This is a genomic window from Enterococcus sp. DIV0574 (assembly GCF_051711125.1).
In the GTDB taxonomy this organism is placed as follows: domain Bacteria; phylum Bacillota; class Bacilli; order Lactobacillales; family Enterococcaceae; genus Enterococcus_D; species Enterococcus_D gallinarum.
The window spans coordinates 2818868-2843690 of record NZ_JBIOMA010000001.1; the positions used below are offsets into that span (position 1 = coordinate 2818868).

A 24823-nucleotide genomic window follows, 5' to 3' on the forward strand; every position below is an offset into this window, starting at 1 on the left:
CAATTAGGAGTATTATATCATGACAGAAACGAAATTTATTCAAGATCCCTGGGCAAAAATGACGACCCGCAACGGCTTACGCGGAGATGAAGTTATCTCGGCATTGCAAAAGTCGATCCGTCGAGGCAAAGAAAAAGAGGCATGTGAATTTGCCTATGAAATGTATATCACCTCGCCGCAATTTGAAGAAAAACTGTGGAGAAGATTACTAGCGATCAGTGTTGAAGATGTAGGTATGGGAAATCCAATGGCTGCCATTATGATCAATAACTTAAACACGATGCGCAAGGAATTCCAATACAACGAATCCGACCGGGCGATGTATTTCTTCCATGCGATTCGTTACTTATGCCAGTCGGAAAAAGACCGCTCATCAGACTTACTCAAGAATATTGTGATCAAGAGTTTCGCGATGGGCTATGTTCCAGAAATTCCTGATATTGCCTTGGATAAACATACTGTCCGCGGACAGGAAATGGGCCGTGGTTCCGAACATTTCTTACATGAAGCCAGCAAAGTAATCCCACAAGCAAAAGTCACTAATGACTACAAAGAACAATACGAAAAAATCATCGAGAACTATGATCCAGATCACGTTGTGCCAAGCGCGTTTTCATTCAATCCTTGGCAAGTATAGGAGGAAGTTACATGGAAAACTCTGCATTTATCATGAAGCTGAATGACGTCCTAAGCCCCATCGCAGCAAAAATCGGCAATCAGCGCCACTTAAAAGCTATATCCAGCGGTATGATGTTTGGACTACCATTTATTGTTATCGGTTCTTTTTTTCTAATCTTTGCCAACCCACCCATCAACATGGATCAGTACCATCCTGAAACAGCCAATATCTTTATGACATTTATGGCTGGCTGGAAAGATTTCGCTGTAGCAAATTATGATCTCATCACCGCGCCTTATCAATTGACGATGGGCATCATTGGTTTCATCAGCGTCTTTGGGATTGCCTTCTCTCTTGCAAATGAATACAAAATCAACCCTTCCATGAATGGTATGGTTGCATCCGTCATTTTTCTAATGGTTTGTACACCAGTAAAAGAAGGCGCGATCAGCCTCAATTTTCTAGGAACAAACGGACTCTTCGTCGCAATCATCATCGGCTTGTTAGTGGTAGAAATCAATCGTTTGTTTGAAGTGAAACAGATCAAATTGAAACTGCCAGATACCGTTCCACCCATGGTGGCAACCTTCATCAATATGCTCGTTCCGCTGTTGACAAATATCATCATCTTCTATGGGATCAATTTGATCTTCTTAGCAGCAACAAACAAAATCTTTCCTGAAGCAGTGATGGAAGTTCTGACTCCTGCAACGAACATCGCTGGCAGTCTCGGCGGTTTCTTGTTGATCGTGACCTTGGGCAATATCTTATGGCTGTTTGGCATCAACGGCTCTTCAATCATCTTTCCCATCGTCTTTACACTGGGAATGGCTCAAACTGGCTTGAATGCCGAGCAAATGGCAAATGGCGAAACCATGACACACTTAATGAACTTACAAATGTTTCGGATTTCAGTCCTTGGCGGAGCTGGTGGTACTTTGGGATTGGTTTTATTGATGATGCGAAGCAAAGTTCCCGAATATCGCACCATCGGAAAATTATCCTTGATTCCTGGAATCTGCTCCATCAACGAACCAGTGATCTTTGGCTTACCAATCGTTTTTAATCCCATTCTAGCAATCCCATTTTTGGTCACTCCGATCATTTCGTTATTGCTGACCTACTTTGCTCAGAGTCTTGGATGGATCGGAATTGGCTTTATTGTTGATCCTTCCTTCACACCGTTTTTTGCACAAGCTTATCTTTCAAGTATGGACTGGCGCAACATTCTCTTTTGCCTACTGTTGATCGTCATCAGTATCTTCATATACTATCCATTCTTTAAAGTAATGGAGAACAATAAGACAAAATTAGTCGATCAAAATCTATAACCATTCTTCGTAACAAAAACTAGAACAGCTAAATGATTTTGCTTTATACTAAAAAAAAGACAAATCCTTTCCCATTCATCGAATCAACTCGATTCGAATCAGAAAAGGATTTGTCTTTTTTGGTTAAAACTCCTTCATTTAAAAGACCTGAAAAGTCAGCACAGGTTTAGGCATAATGAAAGATTTCAAAGCGGAGGCCTTCTGGCGTCTCAAAGAATAGTGCATAATAATTAGGCGCGATCCGTTCTTTGTATTCCATTGGTTTCCCATGAAGAATCTTTACTCCTAGTGCTTTGATTTTTGGATAGATCGCGTCTACGGCTTCCCTGCTTTCTGCTTTAAAAGCAATGTGTTGGAGGGAACCAGGCTTTCTAGAATCAATTGTCTCATTGATCCATTCTTGCTTTGGCGAACAGATTCCAAAATCAAAGGTATCACTCAAATACTCTACTACTTCCATGTCGGCATGTTCGAGATAGCCTGAATATTTCTTTTGAACATCAAAACCTAACAAATGGAACAATTGATCATAAAAGGGTTCCGCTTTTTTTACATCGTTGACAGTAATTTGAATGTGGTGGATTTGATACATCAGTGGCTCTCCTTTCGTTATAAACCAAAACAGTTAACAGTTCTCGATAGCAAAGGGTGGGTACTGAATCGCTCTTGTCGCCAAGTGAATGAGTTTTTCCTGATTGTCGTCAGCCGCAATTCGATTCGTCTTTAGAGTACCACAATTTCGGCAACGGTGAATGATTGCCCATTCGCCATCCTCCTTGGACCAAATACTGATAGGATCCATCTTCCCTCGCACAAAGAAGCTCGGTCTCCGGGAAGAGTATCCGCATGAAGACTCGTTAAACAGTGGGGACAGTGGTTGCGATGCTGACTACCTGCATTTTCAGGATTTACCGGTCGACCGCATTCTTCACAGATAAAACTGTCAAGACAATTGAAAGTAACTCTAACAATTTTTAAATTGTTCTATCAGTTTCCTTGAAGGTGGTTTACGATCAATTTTCTACATACTTAGTTTATTTAGTATAAGAAAGTTTAAACTTTGCATATATTTTTCTTGTATAAGGATTAGTTCTTCTTGTCTATGATAAAATTTATTAAACAGTTTGAAAGTAAAAACTATTCAAAGAAAGTGGGCGATAACAATGGGATTTTGGTATTTTTTAACGTTAGCTGTCGGTATAACTTTGTTGATCATAAGTGTTTCAAATAAAGAAGTATCTAGATCAACCAAATTCGTAATAGCCTGTTTTGTTTTAGGGATCTTGTTAGTCATAGGTAGTCTACTTTTATTTTTACCAGGCAGCTCTTCGATTATTGAGCAACTACTTCAACTAAATTAGCTTCGTTATTAAAAGCCGACTTTCTAAAAAAAGAAAATCGGTTTTTATTTGTACTGGTCGAAAAAAATTTTTCTACGGCTGGTTTTGACTTTATTTTAGATCCAGCTGAACGATCAACGGCTCCCCTTCTTGCATTGCTTCATCCAACATTAAAGAATAAACATCGTCATCCTCTTTCGTGATACGTAACTGTTGCGCACTCATTTCGCCAGCACCCACTTCTTGAATACGCATCATTTGGTTCTCTGGATCCACGCTAAGTCCTCCATTCTTTGGTTTGGCGAATTAGCGGTAAAAAAACGTATCTGGGGTTTGAAGTTAGGTTTCAAAAAAATATAAGAAAAGCCCCATTTAATGAAGCGACCCCCAAAAGTTAGACCAAAAAATCTAACTTTTGGGGGTCGTTATTTGTATGGCAAAATATCCTTTTGAATTAAAACTAAAAATCGTTAAAGAATATCTTAGTGGCGTGGGCGGATATCGGTATCTTGCCAACAAATACGGTATTTCAAGCAAGTCTCAAGTAAGTAATTGGGTGAATGTCTATCGTGAATACGGAGAGGAAGGTCTATTGAGAAAGCATCAAAATCAGAAATATTCTGTTCAATTTAAGTTAAATACGCTAGAGTTATATCAAACAAGTGAGATGTCCTATCGAGAAGTTGCTAGCACTTTAGAAATGAACAACCCTGCGCTTATTGCCAATTGGATGCGTAATTTCAGAGAAGCAGGTATTGAGGGGCTCTCAAAAGAGAAAGGGCGACCACTTACTTTGACTAGAAAAAAAGAAAACAAAAAAGAAAATACAACAACTGAAGAACGCGATCGTATCAAGGCATTAGAAAAGCAAGTCCGATCCCTTCAAATTGAGAATGCCTTTTTAAAAGAGTTGAGGAAGCTGCGAAAACAGGAAGCCCAGCAAAGACGCAAGAATCAATCGCACGAATCATCGCCAGCCTCCGAGGATCATTCAAACTAGTTGAGCTTCTTGAAACATTGAAATTTCCTAAAGCAACCTATATGTATTGGCAGAAACGGTTTGACAGACCAAACCCAGACCAAGAAATTGAAGAAAAAATGCTTGAAATTCGCAAAGATCATAAAGATTACGGCTGTCTGCGACTAAAAAAAGAATTAGAGAATCAAGGGATTCATGTCAATAAAAAGAAGATTCAACGTCTGATAAAAAAACTAGGTATCGAAGTAAAGTCTTACACTCGAAAATCTCGACGGTACAATTCTTATCGTGGGAAGGTTGGCACTGTCGCCAAAAATCGTATTCATCGTCGGTTTTATACAAATATCTGTCACCAAAAAATTACAACTGATACCACAGAGTTTAAGTATTATGAAGTAGACACCACAGGTGTCGTTCGTCAGAAAAAGCTGTATTTAGATCCTTTCATGGATTTCTACAATAGTGAAATTCTATCTTATCGGATTTCTGAAAAACCAAACGCACTAGCCATAATGGAAGGATTAGAAGAAGCAATCCAGATGACAAATGATTATCCATTTCGTAGAACCTTCCATTCAGATCAAGGATGGGCCTATCAAATGAATGCTTATAAGAATAAATTGAAGCAGCATAAAATCTTCCAGAGTATGTCTCGTAAAGGGAATTGTTTAGATAACTCACCTATGGAAAACTTCTTTGGTTTATTAAAGCAAGAGATTTTTCACGGAGAAGTCTATCGGAGTTTAGATGAATTGAAAACAAAAATTGACCAATATATCTATTATTACAACCATAAACGCATCAAAAAGAAATTAAATTGGCGAAGTCCGGTTCAGTTTCGAGAAGCTGTAAAAACAGCTGTCTAACAGTTAATCTTATCATACAAAAAAGGAGTGGATTTCTCCACTCCATAAAAGTCTAACTTTTTGGGGTCACTACATAAGGGGCTTTCCATTTAAGGGGCTTTTTTATCTATAAAATAAAGTTCAGAAAAGTCTCTATCGTGCCACTTTCATACATGATGTATAGTCCAAGTGGAATGAATACTAAGGGCACAATGATTCGCTCGTATTTTTCAATTGTCTCGGATATTAACGGAATAGAGGATAGCACCCGACTAAGCTCGCAAAAGATAATTATGCCGATTGCAAACACAAGCAACGCCACGAGGGTCTGTGACCAATCTAACGAAGCAAAATAAGGTATATAGATACCTAAATTATCTCCGCCAGACGCAATTGTCAGCAATGTAACTGTCCAAAACAGTTGATTTGCCTTGCTTTGTTCTAATCTTTCAATAATTTCTTCCTCTTCTTCTTCCTCACCTTCTCCAACAATTGCAAAGCGAATCCCTAAATAGATAGGGATTAAACCAAGCAATCCAACCATCCATGCTTCAGGCACGAAATTGACGACATAAGCAGCAACTAAACTCGCCCCTACAAGTAAGCCTGTGCCTAGATATTGCCCCGCATAAATATGCCATTTCTGTTTATTCTGTGATAGCTGTGCAAATAAAATAATCAATATAATTAAATAATCGATACTGGTGGAAATATAAACACCGATAGCAGATATGATTGTCTGTCCCATAAAAAAACCTCCTGTATTAGTCAGTAATAAATCAGCAGATTTTAGGGGAGCACAGACACATTAATTTAGCTATCGCTAGTGGGTAATATCGAACGTAGGAAAGCATTTTACTCCTCCTCAAAACGTAGTTACAAAGTAGTTTCTAACTGGAATTCGGTGACTACTTGTTTGACTTTCGAATATAAGCCTGCATATTTTGCCAATTTTGTTTGATTTTCCAATCGTTCAATTTGACCGATTTCAACGATTAATTAAGTGGAGTACACCTTTCCAATACCTGGAACACCGGGCAAATATTGATATTCTCGAATGCCGACAAATAATTGCTTGATTGCTTTTCCAAGTCTTTGATGTTCTTTTCAAGCGCACGAATTTCACGTACAAGAACACTTAGAACGACATTGCTGGATTCTTGTGCAAGTCTACCTAACCGATAACTCATGGTAATTGCACGTTGAATGATTTGGCAATTTTTTCTGGATCTTTAAAGTAACCTTTTCCTTCTTCTTGTATTAAGTCACAGAACGCCTCTAAGGCTTCTTTAGCTATAGTCGCTGCATCCGCAATATTTCCATAGTTACTGCAATTCCTTTTACGGTATCTTCACCCATGACAACCATTCTAAAAATTTTCGCTAACTCGTCCATTCCAGCTGGAAAAGAATCCCAAAAATCAATATCATAATTACCATTTTAGGCTTCTAAAACAAAACTACACCAAGAAAGGATATCACCATGGATCATTGTACTAAAAAATTGGGTTCTATGATAAATAGTGTTGGTGACCAATACTATTTGACACAGAACCATTTAACTTAACTTGATGCAAATAATAACTTATCTAAATCAAATATCTCAACATATTTTTGAGTATGCTGTTTAATTAAACCTCTCTCTTCCAATGATGAGAACTTACGACTTATTGTTTCTGGGGTTGTACCCAAGTACGAGGCTAGATCTTTTTTCGACATTGGTAAAGTCACATAAGTATGGTTTTCTTCATCTTCAACGTATTCTGATAGAAAATCAATAATACGAGACTCTACTTGCTCCATACCAACTTGCATCGTTTGCTTTTCTGATACCTGTAAACGTTTCGTAACATCTGATAGTATTCTTCTCATAATTTCTGGGTAAGCGCCTAAATAGTCATCCATATCCTTTTTATGAATTCTACATATGCTCACTTCTGATATTGCTTCAGCATAATTAGAATGGTAACTTTCAGTTTGAAAAATAGCCACTTCTCCCATAAAATCACCAGGATTTAATATGCGTACAGTTTGTTCACGACCAGATTCATTTAAGTTATAAACACGTACACGCCCATTATTTATAATATAAAGTGTGTCATCTTTATCACCATTTCCAAATAACAACGCATTCTTTGCATAATGTACTTCTTGCGCTGATTGCGCAATTAAACTCATTTGTTCTTCATTTAGGTGATTAAAAATCGGAACTAAACGTATACAATCTATATGACTATGGTGGTGATGGTGTGCCATACAACTTTCCTCCTAATTAATCGTTATCTATATAGTCATCATCTTCTAACGCATCCTTGTTAACAAAGGCTTGAAGTTGCCAAATATTTATATCTAAGTAATCTTTATAACTAATTAGTAAATCTTCTAATGCATCATCTGCTTCTTCTTGTGCTAAACGCATTGCACGAACGGTGAATTCACGATTAGTCCTAAAATCTTCTACTAACTGTATGACCATTTCTTCAGCAGAATAATATTTTTCAGACGGATCTTCAGAAATTATTGTAAATTCCTGAAATTCAGTAGTTGTTGAAGCTGGCTTAAATCCTGAAGCTAGTAAACGTTCTGCAATCTTATCAAACCATGTCTCATTCTCATTGTATAAATTCTCAAAAACACTATGCAATGAATAGAAATTTGTGCCTTTTACATACCAATGATATTGATGTAATTTTACATGTAAGGTATGGATATTAGCAAGTATATGATCTGTGACAGCTACAGCATTAATCTTAGTATGATGAATGTGTTCTTTATATGCTTTTTCAGCAGCTAATTTTTCTTGTCTTTCATTTGCTGTTGTCATTTTATACACCTTCCTTTACTTTTGAACTAATAACTGAATATCCTAGGTTTTCAATAGCTCTTTCAATTGTACTCAAATTGACTTGTTCTTCATCAAAATCTACTTTTACCTTACTTGCATTGAACAGTATTTTTACAGAATCTTTTTCTACACCAGCTGTCTGTTTTAAACCACTTTCAATTTTTTGTAAACATGATGGACAAGTTAATGTTTCTAATTTTAATGTTGCTTTAGTCATATCTATCACTCCTTTAAATAAATTATACAGGACATTTCTTTTAAGATAATTGACATAGATCAATTATCTTAATTGATATCTTCTTAATCTCATTGCATTTAAAATAACTACTAAAATACTTGCCTCATGAACTAACATACCTATCGACATAGACATCCATTCACTAAATATTAAACTAACCAATAATATTATCACCACACCAACAGCAATTAGAATATTTTGTCTCATATTCGCATATGTCCCTTTAGCTAAACCTAAAGCATGGGGGAGACGATTAAAATTGGAATTCATTAGAACAATATCTGAACTTTCAATAGCCACATCTGTCCCATTTCCCATAGCAATCCCTACTTCTGCAGTAGCTAGAGAAGGGCTATCGTTCACACCATCACCAATAAAAGCAATAATTTCACCAGTAGACTGTCTTTCTTTTAGAAACGCTTGCTTGTCCTCAGGTAACATATCGCCATGAGCCTCGGTTAATCCTAGCTCCTTTTTAACTAAATTAACTGTGCCGTGATTATCCCCTGATAATACAGTGAGATTTTTAACACCAAGTGATTTTAATTTTTGTAGGTCTTGTTTAACACCTGCTCGAACTTGGTCACGGATTCCCATTAAAATAATTAACTTACGATCAACTGTCGTTAATACAATACTCTTCTTTTTTTTCAAGAACTCAAAAAAGCGGAAAATCCCAGATTTAAAAATCTGAGTTTCCGCTTTTGTCATTTCAAGGATGGACTATTGTCTCAGCCTCTTCTAATTTATTCTTAAGATATTTTTACTTTCTCTGCAGGTGCTGATACTTCTTTTTGTTCTTTTCGACCTTTCAACTTATACTTCATTAATCTCATGCCATTGAAAATTACCACCAAGATACTACCTTCATGAACCAACATTCCGATAGACATATTCATCCATTCGCTGAAGAAGACGCTGGTCAACAAGACCAACACTACTCCAATTGAAATCACGATATTTTGCTTCATATTATTTGCGGTGGCTTTTACTAATCCTAATGCGTGAGGCAAGTTGCTGAAGTTCGAGTTCATTAAAACGACATCGGATGTTTCAATCGCTACGTCCGTTCCGCTTCCCATTGCGATTCCAATGTCTGCTAAAGCTAAGGACGGACTATCGTTAACGCCATCTCCAACAAAGGCTACAATTTGACCACGTTGTTGAAGTTTTCCGATATAAGCCGATTTGTCTTCCGGCAACATGTGGCCGTGAGCTTCGGTCAAACCAAGTTCGCCGGCGACCACATCAACGGTTCCTTGGTTATCTCCTGAAAGAACGACTAGATTTTTCACGCCCAAGTCTTTTAATTCCTGCAAATTAGCTTTCACACCCGGACGGACTTGATCGCGAATGCCCATCAGTACTTTTAATTCACCGTCGACCGCTGTCAAAACGAGAGAGTTCCCTTGTTGTTCAAACCGTTTGACATCTTTTTGCACTTTTTTGCTGAGAGTGACATTTTCTTTTTCCATCAAGGCCACATTCCCAACAGCCACTCTATGTCCAGCTACACTTGAAACGATTCCGCCGCCTTTCACGACTTCAGTTCCTTCAACAGGATAAAAATTTGTTTCTCCAATTTGATTTAAGACCGCTTTTGCTAATGGATGATCTGATTCCCGTTCCACACTGGCCAGATAGCCAAGCGTTTCAGCAGAATCTTTTTCATACAGTTCAGTCGCTGCAACGGTTGGGTTTCCGACAGTTAAAGTACCTGTCTTATCAAATACAATTGTATCCACATTGCTGAAGTCTTGAATGACTTCACTCCCTTTTAAAAGAACACCGTTACGAGCACCATTCCCGATACCGGCAACGTTTGAGACAGGCACTCCGATAACTAATGCGCCTGGGCAACCTAGAACCAAGATGGTGATTGCTAACTCAATATTTTGACTGAACGCCCATACAACAATTGCCAGAACCAAGACAGCTGGTGTGTAGTATTTAGAAAAGCGATCAATGAACCGTTCCGCTTCGGATTTAGAATCTTGTGCTTCTTCCACGAGTTCAATAATTTTTCCAAATGTGGTGTCCTCACCAACTCGGTCAGCTCTGATTTGAATCGTTCCGTTTTCTAAAATGGTTCCTGCAAAAACTTCTGCATCAGCTAGCTTGTTGACCGGAACAGCTTCCCCTGTAATGCTAGCTTCATTGATATGCCCTTCGCCCGTAAGGACTGTGCCATCCACTGGAACTTTCGCACCCGTTTTAACGAGCAAGATATCCCCTTCATCTACATCATCCACTTCTACTTCTTCAAATTCGCCATTATCCATTTGTTTCAAGGCGCTTTCGGGTGCCATTTCAGTCAATTCTTTGATAGCAGATCGCGTTTGGTTCAATGTTCGTTGTTCCAAGTAGTGTCCGAATAAGAATAAGAACGTGACAATAGCCGATTCTTCATAATTTTGAATAAAAAGCGCACCAATCGCTGCAATACTGACTAAGACATCAATACTGATGACTTTGACTTTCATTGCTTGAAACGCTTGAATGGCAATTGGCGTAATCCCAAAGACAGAGGCGATGATCAAAGACCACTCTGAAAGTCCTACGTTTTCTAAAACAAAGTGACTGAAGAAACCGAGTGCGATTAACAATCCACTGATGACGGTGATAACATTTTTCTTGCTTAATATATATTGTTGCATGCTTTTTCCCTCCAAATTTAATTTCTCTTTTATTGATAAACACAGTATAAGATAATTGCCTAAGTAATTAATTGACTGACATCAAGTTTTGAAAAAATACGTGTCCCTTCTCACTATTTTTTTGATCTAACAGCCTCAATGACACTTATTCCTCTTTACAGTTATAACGATACCCTCTTTTTATCGAATAAAAATTTACGGCTATCAAGTTTAGAAAGTTCTCTTTTATCGTTTCTAAGCACCTCGAATCGGATTGCAACAAAAAAGCAATCCCGGAAAAATAGCTTTTCTTCCAGAATTGCCTAGTTCATTTAATCTGTTAAGCGGCCTTGACTTTTGCTTTAAGGACCGGATAGCCTACGTTTTCGATAGCTTTTTGAATCTCTTCAATCGAAGTGACAGCTGAATCAAAATTGGTTTTGACTTTGCTGGAGTTGAATAATACTTTAATGCTGTCTTTATCAATACCGTTAACTGATTTCAAGGCACCTTCAATTTTTTGCATACAACTTGGACAAGACAACGTTTCTAATTGCAATATAGCTTTTTCCATAATTCCTATCTCCTTTATGTGTTTTTATTTTATCCGCAGCAGATTAATGAACACTGCCTTTTCCTCTTTACAACTGTAGTATAGCTCACTTTTAGCAAACGAAAATTGACGCATATCAAGTTTTGCACTTCTTTTTATCTTTTTGCTCAATTCACCATCTTAATAGTCTTTTTCTGCCCCTTATTGCCATCAGAATAATAAGAAATTGGTGGATAGTCTTGTCTGCGTATAAACCATACTACAATCGCGCCAATAAACAGGGCCAGAGACAAGGCTTGCGAAACGCGGATCCACTCGCCAATCCATAAACTGTCCGTTCGCATACCTTCAATGAAGAACCGACCCACTGAGTACCACAAAACGTAACTCAAAGCGACTTCTCCTTGACGCAAAAGCTGTTTTCGGTTCCGTATAGTGACGATGAGGACAAAGCCCAACAAACTCCACAATGACTCGTATAAAAAAGTCGGATGGTAGTAGGTACCATTGATATTCATTTGTTCAATGATAAATTCAGGTAAATAAAGATTTTCCAAGAATTGACGAGTAACCGGTCCTCCATGAGCTTCCTGATTCATAAAATTGCCCCAACGACCAATGGACTGGGCTAACAATACATTGGGCGCTAAAATATCAAGAACGAGTGCCAAAGAAGTACCTTTTTTCTTTGCATACCAATATAGCGTACCCCCTCCTGCAATCAACCCCACATAAATCGCAATGCCGCCATTCCAAATCGCAAGGATTTGTCCTGGATTTTGCAGATAATAACCACGTTCAAATAACACATAATAAAGCCGAGCGCCGAGGAGTCCAATCGGAATTGCCCATAAGGCCATATCGATAACGGTATCCTCTTCCAGTCCTTTTTTCTTTGCTTCCTTGGTGCTCAACTGGAGAGCCGCTAATATGCCCGCTGCAATAATGACTCCATACCAATGAATCACAACAGAACCAATCTCCACCGCATGGGGATTCAAAACGCCTAATACGATTTCCATTCTATTTGCTCCATTTCTTCAATTTTTCGCGTCATTCTAGTCATGGTGATGCTGAACAAGATTCCGGCTAAGCTCCATGGAAACCAAACAGTAAATACACTTTTATCTCCCTGGTCACTCGCTTCGTAATACGCCACTTTTCCGTGTCCGATTACGCCGGCTCCTTTTACAACTTCCTCTTCTTTTTCCATAGCTAACCTATCTGCCTCAACAACGTTAGACGTTTTTGCTTCGCCGCCAATCGTGTTCTTGGTGAAAGGGACGACAAAGAATGCACCCGCTGCTGACAACGTGATGGCAACTATCACCCAAAAATAATGCACATTCACCCCTACTTATTTTTACGTTTTGTTCGACAACCCTATCTTAAAGAAAAATAAAACAAAAAAACTTGAGGGTTATCATGTTTGTGCTTTTATTTTTCCAATGAATGAAGGTCGTTCTGTCTTAAAAAAGCCAAAAACGGACAGATGGAAGCAAAAGCACTGAGTTCTGTCCCGTTGTTAATGAAGAGCGACAGAACACCAACGTGTAGAAAAAAGTGTGTCCGATTATTCGCTGTAAAGCAATAAATCATCTAAATCCTGAATCTTGATCCTTTTCCCAGACAGCTGTTGAATCAATCCCTCGTCCTCCAATTCTCCAAATTTGCGACTGATGGTCTCAGGTGTCGTTCCTAAATAGGAAGCAATGTCCTTTTTTTCCATCGGCAGGGTGATGGTGGGAGAGTTGCCCATTTCAGGTTCCACATTTTCTGCCAAAAACAAAACTAAACGGGTAATGACACTCTCCAAGGCTACTTGTGTCGTTTGACGTTCTGAACTTTCTAACCGTTTAGACATTTCCGCCAATAGTTTTAAAGAAATAGCTGGGTATTGTTCCAGAAAATCTTGGACATCTTTTTGCTGAATCATACAGACAACGGTATCTCGGGTTGCTTCGGCATATTCCTCGTGTACTGCATCCGGGTTGAACAAGGTCCATTCTCCGGTGAAATCACCAGGGTTCAAGATCCGCACTAGCTGCTCTTTGCCAGAGTCTGCCAATCGATAAATACGGATTTTCCCACGATTGATAATATATAAAGTATCCTCTTTTTCTTGTGAACGAAACAGAAACTCTCCTTTTTGATACTGTTTCGTGTGGGCTTTTTCAGCAATGTAATTCATCGCGCTATCCTCTAAGTGATTGAATATTGGAACCAAGCGGATACAGGCTGCGTGGTCGCCAATTTCATGATGGGTATGTTTAGTCAATTCATTCTCCCCCTTTATTTATTTTGTTTATATTCGCTGCTTTTATTATATAAGTCTCTTACTACAAAAAAATTGATGCACATCAAGAAAATGGAAAAAGGACTGGAAAGAATTCCAATCCTTAAATCAGCTTCTACTTTTACCTTAATCTTCATCCTCATCAAGAGCGTCATCATCTTCTAATGCTTCTTTACCAATGAACGCTTGCAGCATCCAAATGTTCTTGTCTAAGTCATTTTTAAAAGCAATCAATGTATCTTCTAAAGCATCGTCACCCTCGTCTTGAGCTAAACGAATCGCGCGAATAGTTAGGTCACGAGTGCTTCTGAAGTCCTCGATAATATTTTCAACCATGTCTTCTGCTTTAGCGTATTTATTAACTGCATCTTCCGAAAGCATCGAATATTTTTCAAATTCAACCGTTGTCGAAGCAGGTTTATGCCCAGAAGTAATTAGACGCTCCGCAAGTTTGTCGAACCATTTTTCATTTTCGTTATACAACTCTTCAAATTTTTCATGCAACGTAAAGAAATTGGCTCCTTTTACATACCAGTGATATTGGTGCAGTTTCACATGTAATGTATGCATGTTGCCTAAAAGATGATCCGCAATGGCCGCTGCATTAATTTTCGTATGATGAACATGTTCCTTGTGTTCTTGTTCTTCTTGCAATCTTTCTTGGGGTGTTCTTTCTTGAGTAGCTTTATTTTCAGTCATGATTTATTCCTCCTATAATTTTGGTTTGTTTAAAATAGCTTTCTTTGATTCCTCCTTTTTCTTTACTGAATTTAGTATAGGATAGATTTCCGTTAAAAAAATTGACGCTCATCAAGAAAAGTATTTCTTAATAGACGCCAGGCTTCTCTATTAAATTCAACTGAAATAATCAAAGGAATGAAGTCGTTCCCTCCAAACAAAAATTTCATTAAAGTAGGGCCTAAAAAAAGAATAGCAACTATACTTTGTCAAGAGACCTGACTGCTATTTTTTTGCTTGTTATTCTTCAATTACCAAATGTCTTGCCTTGCAGTATATTTAATGCTCTTTCTCACTAGTGTTGCATGCAACACTAGTGAGAAAGAGTATTAATAAGATTAACCTAGAAGAATAACTTTACTTTATTTATGTCATACCATAAATAAAAATTGAAAAGAATTTTTTATTTATTTTTAGTAGATCGATTAATAGGAGTTTTAGCTTGGGAGCGTCAATAATTTTGTGTAAATGATTCTTCCCTACTGCAGATTGTTTCTAATTCTCAATCAGTTGGCTTAGCATTTGTTCAAGTTCGCCTTCGGCCTGTTGAAAGCCTTTATGACTGCGACCTAGGAATTTTTGGTTGTAAGTATCAAAAGACGAGACTAAGAAACGTTCCATCGACTCTTCGTTTTGGAACTGTTCCTTGCGGTGGCTGTATTTCTTGATTTGCTTATTAAAGGATTCAATCAAGTTCGTAGAATAAATACTCTTGCGTATGGCCAAGGGGAAATCATAGAAAGTGAGCAAGTGATCGTTCGAAAGAATCGATTCAACCACTTTTGGATAGCTGGTTTTCCATTTTTACGCAAAAGCACCACGTGCTTCCAACGCCACCTCTTTAGATGAGGCTTGATACACCATTTTAAAATCATCACAGACTTCCTTACGATCATCGACACGCACTTTGTGACTGATATTACGGGAAACGTGTACACAACAATGTTGAAAACGAGCTTTGGGATAGAACCGACTAATCGCTCCTACCATCCCCTTTAAGCCATCCGTGATGAACAGGAGGACATTTTTCAAACCGCGCTCTTGAAGGTCCAATAAAATTTCCTCCCAAATCGTGATGGATTCAGTCGGTGCAATCGCATAGCTCAATACTTCCTTTGATCCGTCCGGGCGAATGCCAACTGCGATATGAATAGCTTCCTTGGCGACGGTTTTCCGCTTTAACGGAATATACGTTGCGTCCATATAAATAGCAGCATAACGGTCATGAAGCTCCCGCCCTTTAAACGCCGTTACCTCTTCTGTAAATGATTTTGTTATATTGGACATGGTTTGGGGCATGTAGTGATGCCCATACATTTTCTCAATCAAGTCTGCGATTTCCGACATGGTAATACCTTTTCGGAAGAGGTGAATGACGGTCTCCTCTAACGTGTCATTCGTCCGTCTATAAGCAGGAACAGTCTGTTGCTTGAACTCACCATTGCGGTCGCGCGGAATCTGGAGATGAAGTTCCCCATACTCGGTCTTGACCGTACGGTCATAGGAGCCGTTACGAGAATTACCCGTGTTAAAACCAATGCGATCATACTTTTCGTAATCTAGGAAAGCCGTTAACTCCGTTTTGAGAAGCGTATTGACTGCTTTCTCCAAATGGACACGGAATAATTCATTCAAATCGCCTTTGTTCGCTAGAGTCTTTAGAATTTCTGTAGTAAAATCGTTCATAGGGAAGTCCTCTCTTCTGTGAATGTGTTGTGGTAACTCTATTCTACAGAAGGGACTTCCTTTTTTCTATTTACACAAAATATTTTACACTCTCTTCACAAAGTCAGATACAATATAACTAACATAGAGTATAATATTTAAGTTAGATTGGATAGATATGGAAACATGGAGGTAATACGAATGAATACGTCATAATAGGAACTTCACATGTAGATTTCTAAGCCTTTCAAACCCTTACCAAAAGCAGTCACAATACAGAAATTTTTGTGCTCGGAACTGATTCTATCGCTTCATTCTTATCATGTGGTATTCAATCCTATTTATAAGATATTTCAAAATCTTCAGATGAATTACACTATGCAATTGAAACAGCATATAAAGAATAATGCGTTGATATCTTCATGAACACAAGCATTATTACTATCAACCCTGATACTAAGGAAATTACTACACACAGCACTAACGATAAAGAAGCAACAGAAATTTACGATAAAATATTACTTTCTCCAGGTGGTGTGCCAAGAATTATCCCTAAAGTAGCTGACCAACATGAAAACATCTTCTACTTACTTGGTAGAGTCTGAGTAGATAAAGTGAAAAACCGCATGGCTTCAGCTAAAAAAGATAGTACTGGTAGTGCCTGGTATATTGGTATCGACGTAGCAATTACTTATGCATCCACTTCCTAAATACACATCGTTTGGCTCTCTGGATCCACACTATTGATAAAGTAATAATTTTCCTTAACCTTCCTCTTTCTCCTAAACAGGTCTGACTCTTGACTCATTTTTGCTTGTTCAATTTCACGCTGCAGCTTTTCAAACACTACTATATTTTTAAATTGATCAAATTCACTACTCGTCACCCGCTCCAAGTGTTTGACTTTATTTGTGACTGACTAACGATACTTTACCGATGATCAATAGAAATAAAGTAAGAGACTTTTTCGAAAATAGCCATCATCTATTCGTAAGCCCGTTAAAATGGACGCCGATAGCTCCAAATAAAAAAAAGCATGACAAATAGCCTGATTTCATCCATTTTTTTGAAATCAGGCTGCTTTTTTCATATTTTTGGCTGGCTGGCAGCTTTCGATAATCGCCAACGACCAAGGGAGATAGTCGTTGATTTTCTCAGGTTCCTGAATCAAATCGACTTATGTCAATTCAATTAATAGCTTTTCCAGATATTGGCGAAAATCGATGTGATTTGCTTTACAGGTTTCCACCAAGCTCAAATAGATGGCATTGGCTTTTCCACCCGCTTCACTTGTAGAAAATAACCAATTCTTTTTGCCCAATGTTAGCGGACGAATTGCATTCTCTGCACCGTTATTATGAATCGGCAACGCAGGAACTTCCAGAAACTTCAACAGGCCGGCTTTTTGATTCAAGCAATAGGTGATCGCTTTGTCCAAGGCAGATTTTGGCGCAGCGAATTGCGTCTCCAACCAACGATAAAAGTCTTCCAACAGTGGTCTCGCAAATTTTTGACGCAATTGATCTCGTGCCATAATTGGCATTTCTTGCCAATCCCGTTCCATACGAAAAAGCGCATCACACACCATTTTACCCAAGCGAACCGCTGGACTCGAAGCTTTCCCACCTAATTCTAAGGCTTCGACCCATTTTCGTCGAGCATGTGCCCAACAATGGGCGAACTTGATACCGGGCAACTGCCGATAGACCGAATAGCCGTCACACAAAATCAATCCCTGCCAGTTTCCAAGGAACTCCTTGGTACCAAGTTCTTTCATCTCGCCGTAGCAACACAAATAAACTGGTTCTTCGAGGCGGTGATGATATTCTTCAGTGGGGAGATTTTCCAACTGTTTTTCTTTCCACCCAGGGACGCGATGCTTGCGAGTGTGCGTGGAGATAACGGTTATACGGCTAATTTCACCTTCTTCCTTTTCTGGTTGGCCGAAAAAATCGGATGGCTCATCAAATAAAGACGTTTGGTTCTGAGGAATCTCTTCCTGAGAATAGCGCGTTTTTTCACTACGAGACCCGAATAACATTTTTGTTAAGTTGGCGACCTGATTGGACAGTTCCATATTTTGCTCAAGTAGTTGATCTAGTCTCGCCAGTAATTCAGCATTTTGTTCTTCTAATTCGGTATTTGTCGCCATCTGCTCAGTCCATTCTTATCGCTTTGTTTCTTCTAGTTTATCAAATGAGACCTGAATGGTCACGAACTAATTTTATCGAGGGGGTTATTAGAATGAACCACCAGTTCGTGCGTTTGTGATAGCCCTTGGCTGCTCAATTTTTAACCCTTCTAATAGCCAACGCAACTCACGTTGCGTCAATTTTTTGACCTCCAATTCATTTCGTGGCCATTGTAATTTTCCTGAATCGATTCGTTTATAAAGCAATGTGAATCCATCTTGATTCCAAAACAGTGCTTTATACCGATCGGCACGTCTACCACAAAAAAGAAATAATGAGGCCTCTTGATAGATATCTAATTCAAATTGGTTTTGAATTACGGCGGCTAAGCCATCAATTCCTTTACGCATATCTGTATGTCCACAAACAAGGTAGAGGTGGTTTATTTTAGTGTAGTCAAGAATCATGTGACTTCAACTCCTTTAACAGAGCATAGAGAATATATTTGTCAATCCCGTTATAAATTCGAACTTCTTGCTTCTTGCATTGGATTTTCGCAGCAAGTTTCATGGGAGATGATGGAGCAGGCGAGACAGTATGTTGGCTTATTTCATTTATGAGTGAGACGGGGACGATGGTGTGATGGGGTTGTTTTGGCATAACAAAAATTCCTCCTTCTGATTAAGATAGTCTTATCATACAGGAAGAATTTCCGGCTTTCTATGCGGTTAATTTCATCGGGCTTACTTTCTGACAGCCAAATAAAATAAAAAAAGAGGTACCAGACAACTGTCCAATACCTCTGACATAGCAAATAAACGAGCAACAATTCCCTAAAAATCGACCTAACTTGATCAAAAAATTCCAGTAAACCGGTGGAAATCCAGTAAAAAATTAGGTACAATAAACAAGGTTAGTGCTTGCACTAACTATGGCAACTTGATGGTCAGCTGATTTGACTTATCAAGGCCTTGTAGTTTCGCTACCGACGGAACTGCAAGGTGCCTTTTTTATTTGATTTAAATTATCTGGCTATATTCTCATGAAAACGGTTGTTTCTTGTCAAGCGAACAGGGGAAAAAAGTTTATTGTTGAGGAAGTTTAAAGAATTGGTAAGCGCCCCATAGGATAGTACCTGTACGTCAAATAACCCGACCTATAGAATAGGGTCGGGAAGGTTTGGTATCTTATCAAACACCCATGAATTCGCAAGCTTATTCACCCTGAAAGATGTAAGAGAGAAACTTATAGTATATTGTACATCAGAAATAAAATCTTTGAGGATACAGCCATAGATCTATCCCCTATATAGCGGGTAGTTTTTTATTTCAGATACTTTTAGCATCTTCAAAGTGCTCACTCATTAATAAAATCAGATAAAAATTGTTGATTTCTGCTTCATATTACTTTCTGTTATTATTCAGTTTACTTCAAACGGCGTGCATTAATCTCAGCAATTTGGGAAACCTCGATTTTGGGTTGGCGGTTTAAATCAAGTAATCCATTGACCTCTTGTTCTACGTCTGTCAGTTGTGTATAACAATATCCCACTACATATGGTAAATCTTGAATAGCCTTGTGCACCTTATCAAAGCGAGTCATAAATTCTTCATTTGATACTACTTGATGGCCATACCCCCATTCACTTTCTTTTGCAGTTGAAAATGCAATCCCGCCAAATTCTGAAATTATTACCGGTTGATTTTTATATGTGTATCCATTTGCAAAGGCAAAAAAATCATTATTAAATTGAATTTTGTTATTAACAATCGCCTCTTTATCAGCATAACGAGTTGCAAGCATCTCTCCATATTCTTCATAATCATGTAATGTTAAAATATCAGAAATAGTATGCACCCAACCGTCATTTGTAATAACTGGTCGTTCTGGGTCATATGCTTTTGTCAAATAATAAATCATTTCAGTAAAAGCTTGCTGCTCTTTACTATGAGCAATATCTTTAATTCCCCATGATTCATTGAAGGGTACCCACGTAATAATACTTGGATGGTTGTAGTATTGCTTAATGATTGCTTGCCATTCAGAAGCAAAATTTTCTACAGCGATATCATTGAAAACATAGGTTGAAGGCATCTCACTCCACACCAACATCCCCATTTTATCGCATAGGTACAAGAATCGTTCATCTTCTATCTTCTGGTGTTTTCGTAATCCGTTATAACCTAAATCCTTTATGCGAGATAAATCTAACTCCATTGCTTCAACAGAAGGCGGTGTAATAGATGATTCTGGCCAATAGCCTTGATCCAAAATTAATCGTTGGTATAATGTCGTATTGTTTAATAAGATTTGACCATTTTTTATATGAATTTTTCGCATTCCAAAATAACTAGATACTTCATCTAAAAGTTGCTTATCTGAATTATATAACCGAAAAGTTACATTATATAAATTGGGATCATTGGGACACCAAACTTTAGTACCCCAATTAGGATCTTCTTTAGAACGAGTATCCAAAGTAAATCTCTGCATTTTCTGATGCAAACTACCTTGAACTTTACTAATCAGTTCTTCTTCAAAAGTAATAATTGCTTCAAAAATCAAATCCTCACTAAACTTGATTGGTGCATTCACATTTGGCTGAAATACCACTTGATCTTCATCCAGATTAGGGGTAATTTTCACCATTTCTAATGAAATTGGAGATATCTTTTCTTCAAGCCAAACTGATTTCCAAATTCCTGTATTTTGAATATACCAACAACCAAAATTGTCTTTTTTCCATCTCTGTTTTCCTCGAGGCTGTTCACAATCAAGTGAGTCTTCTACTCTTAAAACAATCCTATTCTCTCCTTTAACCACTAAGGACGAAATATCGAAAGAAAACCGCTCATATGCACCTTGATGAGTTCCTACTAGGGTATTGTTCACCCATACAGAAGAATTATAATCAACGCCTTCAAAATACAAAGTCAATAGTTTTTTATCTTCGTCAGACTCAAAACATTTTTGGTACCATACCACAGAATGCGGTTCTTCTCTGTGTATTCCGCTAGCCTTGGTTTCATAAGTAAATGGCACATTAATAGTTGTTTCTGCTTTAAATCCCTTAGACCAATCTTTAATTAATCCATTATTATCATCATCAAATCTAAAATCCCACGTCCCATTAAGCAAACGCCAATTTTTGCGGATAAATTGTGGTCGGGGGTGCGATTTTCTTTCTATTTCCATATGTCTATTTTCTCCTTAAATTTGCTGATTATGTCTAGCTGTTGTGTTATAAAATGATGATATACCAATAAAAATTTTCCATTATTATTAAAGATAAGATTATACAATCACAATTTTTATTATTATCGGTAAATTTCATGCCTACCTTCAAAATCTGCTGTTTAGTGTCGACTTCTGGATATAGTTAAATCTCTGTAAGAACACTAAATGGCTTAATCATAAAAATGAACTGAGTAATTTTATCACTTTGGTATAGTTGATATTTACCATTGTCCTCTTAGATTGATACGTTCAGGGAAATACTGTTCATTGATTTCTTTGATTTTTTCTAAATCGACTTTTGGCTGACGATCATATGTTAGAATCCCATTGATTTCTTGTTCCACATCAGTAAGCTGGGTATAGCAGTAGCCCCAGAGAGCTTCTGAATCATAAATCGCATCCATTATACGTTTATAGTCTTCTAAATATTGATCATCATTTTCAACAGTAGTGTATCCCCATCCAACTTGACCATTCACTTTGTATCCAATACCACCAAATTCTGTCAAAAGAATTGGCTGCCCTTTATATTCAAATCCTTCTGCAAAAATTGCCCATTTTCCAGGTGGCATATGAACTAGGCCTTCTACATTTTTTAACGTCTTTCTGAAATGATTATATTTATTAATCTCATTTTTTTGTCCATGTGAATAGTTATGAATAGCACAGATATCAGTTTCAGTCATTTCCCAACCATCATTAGATATAACTAGCCGAGTTCGATCCAAGGCATGTAACATATAGTAGATTCCTTGTGAAAAGCTTTGTTGTTGTTTATTACTATGAATTTCAGGTACGCCCCAACTTTCATTTAACGGTACCCAAGTGATGATGGATGGATGGTTATAATCCCTCTCTATTATTTCAAACCATTCGTTTGTTAGATTCGTCACTGCATCAGGAGAATAAGATATCGTTGATGCGCATTCTCCCCATACGATATAACCCATCTGATCTGCCCAATATAAGAAGCGTGGATCTTCTATCTTTTGATGCTTACGGCAGCCATTAAATCCCATATCCTTGGCTAATTGAATATCTTTTTTAAAGTCTTCATCTGTTGGCGCTGTCAATAGCCCATCTGGCCAATACCCTTGATCTAATACCAGCTTTTGATAAAATGGTTGATTGTTTAAAAAAACCATCCCGTTCTCCGTATGGACTTTGCGCATTCCAAAATAAGAAGATACATGGTCTAGAATACCTTTTTGTTGATCTTCCAGCTCTAACTCTACATCAAATAAGTTAGGGGTACGAGGAGACCAAGTCCAGCCATCACCATGAAAGTTGCTGCGGAAAATTGTTTTATCATATATATCCACTGTTCGAATGATTTCTTGAGTGGCAACTTTAATAACATCCTCAACTAGTAACTCGCCCTTGAATGAAATAGAATACCTAATATATTGATTTGCTGCTAACTTATTGATTTTTATAGCAATATCTACTGTTCCGTTATCAATATTAGGTGTGAACTTTACGTTTTTTATAAAGAACTCTTCAACCGGCTCTAGCCATACTGTCTGCCAGATACCGGTAGTATTGGTGTACCATATGCTTGAAGATTCTGGTTTCCAGAATTGTTTCCCACGAGGAATCTCTTCACTATCATGAAAGTCTTGTACTCGTACAGTCAAGATATTATCGTTTTCTTTTACTAATTGACTAATATCAAGTGAAAACGGAGTGTGTCCACCAGTATGTGTTCCTGCTAAAAGACCATTCACATATACTTCTGCTTGATAATCTACTGCCCCAAAATGGAGTAAGCACCGCTTGTTTGGATTTTCCGTCCAATTGAATTGCTTTTGATACCAAACAATATCATGAATTTCTTGACTGTTAATTCCACTTAATTTAGTTTGATAGACAAAAGGAACCTGAATTTTTTTATCAAAGACTTCTGGTTTAATAAACCATTGATCTCTTTTTCCCATATCCTTATCATCAAATGCAAATGCCCACTCTCCATTTAAATTTTGCCAATCTTTTCTGACAAATTGCGGACGAGGATATTCACTTCTCATTTTTTCTACCTCTCTTTTTAACAAATTTTATTTGATTGCTATGCAATGTCATCTCTTTTTCACGATTCAATTAACCTTTGTATTAGCAATGACCATTCGCTTCATTGCTTTATTTTTAGCAAAGTAAACTACACCTGTTGCAATACTTAGAACCATTGAAGGTATATCTAAGATAAAATAGGAAAATATCCCTTGTGCCAATAGAAAAAAGCCTATCTTTTTAGCAATTTGCTCATCTTTCAAATAACGTTTTGCTATCACAAGGTTCATAATACCTAAGCCAATCAACAATGAACCAAATGTACAGGTTAGGGTAAACATGCTACTGTTTAATGTTTGACTTGCCTGACTAGACATTTCACTAGCTATTTTTCCACTCAAAGGAGCTAATTTATATAATCCAAAATATAAAATTGTTATCAAGCCATCGATAATTTGCCAGATACCAATTGTACAAACCATTCGTCGTTCAACTTTTCTATCCAACTAGAATCATCCTTTCACACCTGCAGACAATGACATAGACTGTAGAAAATATTTTTGTGCAAACAAGTACAAAATGAACGTTGGTACGATAGCTATCAATGCACCTGCCATCAGCAAAGTTGGTTTGGACACATACATTCCTTGTAATAGCTGCAAGCCAGATGTAATCGGCATTTTTTCGATATCATTAAAAACGATTGAAGGCCATAAAAAATCATTCCATGATCCGGTAAAAGCAAATAATGAAACTACTAATAGTACTGGTTTAATTAGTGGTAAGATTATTTTAAAGAAAATTGTGCCTTCACTCGCGCCATCAATTTGAGCGGCTTCATCAAAATCTTTTGGGATATTATCCATAAACTGTTTTACCAGGAAAATATTAAACACACCTGCCGCACCCGGGACAATCATAGCTAATGGTGTATTTACCCAACCAAGAATATCAATTATTTTATATAGAGGAATCAGATTCACAACACTTGGGAACATCATTGTGGCTAACAAGAATGAAAACAATGCATGTTTCCCCTTAAAATTTAAGCGACTATACGCAAAAGCAGACAGGGAAACGACAACCAATACTAACAAAGTATGCGAAACAGAGATCAATAGAGAATTCGTAAACCAGCGAATTATTGGGGTACTTGTATTATTTATCAATAACTCTTGATAATTGGTCAAAACCCATTCGATCGGCATGATTTTAAATCCAGAAGTCATAAGTTCCATCTCTGATTTAAAAGATGTTAATACCCCATATCCCAGAGGAATAATCCAGATACATGCCATCGCAAATAAGAATATAAAAGCGACTAACTGTGAAATGGAAAATCTTTTCTTTTTACTCATCATAT

The 24823-nt window shown here is 37.6% G+C and carries 21 protein-coding genes and 4 pseudogenes; 3 read left to right on the forward strand and 22 right to left on the reverse strand.

Translation table 11 applies throughout. The features are described from left to right. Positions 1–19: 19 nt before the first annotated feature. Positions 20–637, forward strand: coding sequence for a hypothetical protein (locus IGJ45_RS13490; RefSeq protein WP_003125462.1), 618 nt, complete (start codon positions 20–22; stop codon positions 635–637). 11 nt (positions 638–648) lie between these two features. Further along, on the forward strand, positions 649–1950 hold the full coding sequence (locus tag IGJ45_RS13495; protein WP_029486393.1) for a PTS sugar transporter subunit IIC: 1302 nt from the start codon (positions 649–651) through the stop codon (positions 1948–1950). A gap of 166 nt (positions 1951–2116) precedes the next feature. Here the strand turns inward: IGJ45_RS13495 and IGJ45_RS13500 are convergent, their stop codons facing one another. From IGJ45_RS13500 to IGJ45_RS13510, 3 genes and pseudogenes are all read right to left on the reverse strand, one after another. Beyond that, positions 2117–2545 (reverse strand): VOC family protein, encoded by a 429-nt coding sequence (locus tag IGJ45_RS13500; RefSeq protein ID WP_086268995.1) that lies wholly within the window; start codon positions 2543–2545, stop codon positions 2117–2119. Between the two features lie 30 nt (positions 2546–2575). Further along, positions 2576–2922 (reverse strand): annotated as a pseudogene (locus IGJ45_RS13505) (RNHCP domain-containing protein). Positions 2923–3401: 479 nt separating this feature from the next. After that, entirely contained in the window at positions 3402–3566 is a 165-nt protein-coding gene (locus IGJ45_RS13510) for a hypothetical protein (RefSeq protein WP_005470389.1), read from the reverse strand. A 157-nt stretch (positions 3567–3723) separates the two neighbouring features. Between IGJ45_RS13510 and IGJ45_RS13515 the strand changes: the two genes are divergently transcribed. Next, positions 3724–5135, forward strand: a protein-coding gene (locus IGJ45_RS13515; protein WP_438768691.1) for an IS3 family transposase whose coding sequence is annotated in 2 segments (ribosomal slippage) — positions 3724–4192 and positions 4192–5135 — 1413 coding nt in all. Because the reading frame shifts where the segments join, the coding sequence is not laid out codon by codon here. A gap of 106 nt (positions 5136–5241) precedes the next feature. On the opposite strand, the gene IGJ45_RS13520 is transcribed toward IGJ45_RS13515, so the two are convergent. From IGJ45_RS13520 to IGJ45_RS13610, 19 genes and pseudogenes are all read right to left on the reverse strand, one after another. Further along, entirely contained in the window at positions 5242–5862 is a 621-nt protein-coding gene (locus IGJ45_RS13520) for a CadD family cadmium resistance transporter (protein WP_005237707.1), read from the reverse strand. Between the two features lie 164 nt (positions 5863–6026). After that, positions 6027–6411: pseudogene (locus tag IGJ45_RS13525) on the reverse strand (transposase); the annotation flags it as partial. A 265-nt stretch (positions 6412–6676) separates the two neighbouring features. Further along, entirely contained in the window at positions 6677–7369 is a 693-nt protein-coding gene (locus tag IGJ45_RS13530) for a Crp/Fnr family transcriptional regulator (protein ID WP_005225225.1), read from the reverse strand. A 16-nt stretch (positions 7370–7385) separates the two neighbouring features. Further along, the gene (locus IGJ45_RS13535) at positions 7386–7937 is read right to left on the reverse strand and encodes a Dps family protein (protein WP_005237709.1); all 552 of its coding nucleotides are present in this window, start codon (positions 7935–7937) and stop codon (positions 7386–7388) included. Position 7938: 1 nt separating this feature from the next. Beyond that, positions 7939–8175, reverse strand: coding sequence for a heavy-metal-associated domain-containing protein (locus IGJ45_RS13540; protein ID WP_003125446.1), 237 nt, complete (start codon positions 8173–8175; stop codon positions 7939–7941). A 63-nt stretch (positions 8176–8238) separates the two neighbouring features. Then, positions 8239–8907: pseudogene (locus tag IGJ45_RS13545) on the reverse strand (HAD-IC family P-type ATPase); the annotation flags it as partial. A 41-nt stretch (positions 8908–8948) separates the two neighbouring features. Beyond that, on the reverse strand, positions 8949–10853 hold the full coding sequence (locus tag IGJ45_RS13550) for a heavy metal translocating P-type ATPase (protein ID WP_005225221.1): 1905 nt from the start codon (positions 10851–10853) through the stop codon (positions 8949–8951). A gap of 319 nt (positions 10854–11172) precedes the next feature. Further along, positions 11173–11406, reverse strand: coding sequence for a heavy-metal-associated domain-containing protein (locus IGJ45_RS13555; RefSeq protein ID WP_003125439.1), 234 nt, complete (start codon positions 11404–11406; stop codon positions 11173–11175). A 146-nt stretch (positions 11407–11552) separates the two neighbouring features. Beyond that, positions 11553–12407, reverse strand: coding sequence for a prolipoprotein diacylglyceryl transferase (lgt, locus tag IGJ45_RS13560; protein ID WP_096711218.1), 855 nt, complete (start codon positions 12405–12407; stop codon positions 11553–11555). Beyond that, on the reverse strand, positions 12392–12730 hold the full coding sequence (locus IGJ45_RS13565) for a hypothetical protein (protein WP_096711217.1): 339 nt from the start codon (positions 12728–12730) through the stop codon (positions 12392–12394). Before IGJ45_RS13565 ends, lgt begins: the two co-directional genes overlap by 16 nt. A 228-nt stretch (positions 12731–12958) precedes the next feature. Then, the gene (locus IGJ45_RS13570; protein WP_003125436.1) at positions 12959–13663 is read right to left on the reverse strand and encodes a Crp/Fnr family transcriptional regulator; all 705 of its coding nucleotides are present in this window, start codon (positions 13661–13663) and stop codon (positions 12959–12961) included. Between the two features lie 144 nt (positions 13664–13807). Further along, positions 13808–14380, reverse strand: a complete 573-nt coding sequence (locus IGJ45_RS13575; RefSeq protein WP_002292150.1) for a Dps family protein — start codon at positions 14378–14380, stop codon at positions 13808–13810. 534 nt (positions 14381–14914) lie between these two features. Then, positions 14915–16105: pseudogene (locus tag IGJ45_RS13580) on the reverse strand (IS256-like element ISLgar5 family transposase). 1156 nt (positions 16106–17261) lie between these two features. Beyond that, a complete protein-coding gene (gene tnpC, locus IGJ45_RS13585; RefSeq protein ID WP_051661445.1) occupies positions 17262–18236 on the reverse strand; it encodes an IS66 family transposase in 975 nt (324 codons plus the stop codon). Between the two features lie 87 nt (positions 18237–18323). Then, entirely contained in the window at positions 18324–18683 is a 360-nt protein-coding gene (tnpB, locus tag IGJ45_RS13590; RefSeq protein ID WP_029486387.1) for an IS66 family insertion sequence element accessory protein TnpB, read from the reverse strand. Between the two features lie 958 nt (positions 18684–19641). Next, positions 19642–21411: a glycoside hydrolase family 2 protein gene (locus tag IGJ45_RS13595; protein ID WP_096711201.1), complete on the reverse strand. Its 1770-nt coding sequence runs from the start codon at positions 21409–21411 to the stop codon at positions 19642–19644. Positions 21412–21674: 263 nt separating this feature from the next. Next, on the reverse strand, positions 21675–23480 hold the full coding sequence (locus tag IGJ45_RS13600; protein ID WP_029486384.1) for a glycoside hydrolase family 2 protein: 1806 nt from the start codon (positions 23478–23480) through the stop codon (positions 21675–21677). Positions 23481–23546: 66 nt separating this feature from the next. Then, on the reverse strand, positions 23547–23966 hold the full coding sequence (locus IGJ45_RS13605) for a hypothetical protein (RefSeq protein WP_029486383.1): 420 nt from the start codon (positions 23964–23966) through the stop codon (positions 23547–23549). A gap of 6 nt (positions 23967–23972) precedes the next feature. Then, complete coding sequence (locus IGJ45_RS13610; protein WP_029486382.1) at positions 23973–24818, reverse strand: carbohydrate ABC transporter permease; 846 nt, start codon at positions 24816–24818, stop codon at positions 23973–23975. Positions 24819–24823 lie beyond the last annotated feature (5 nt).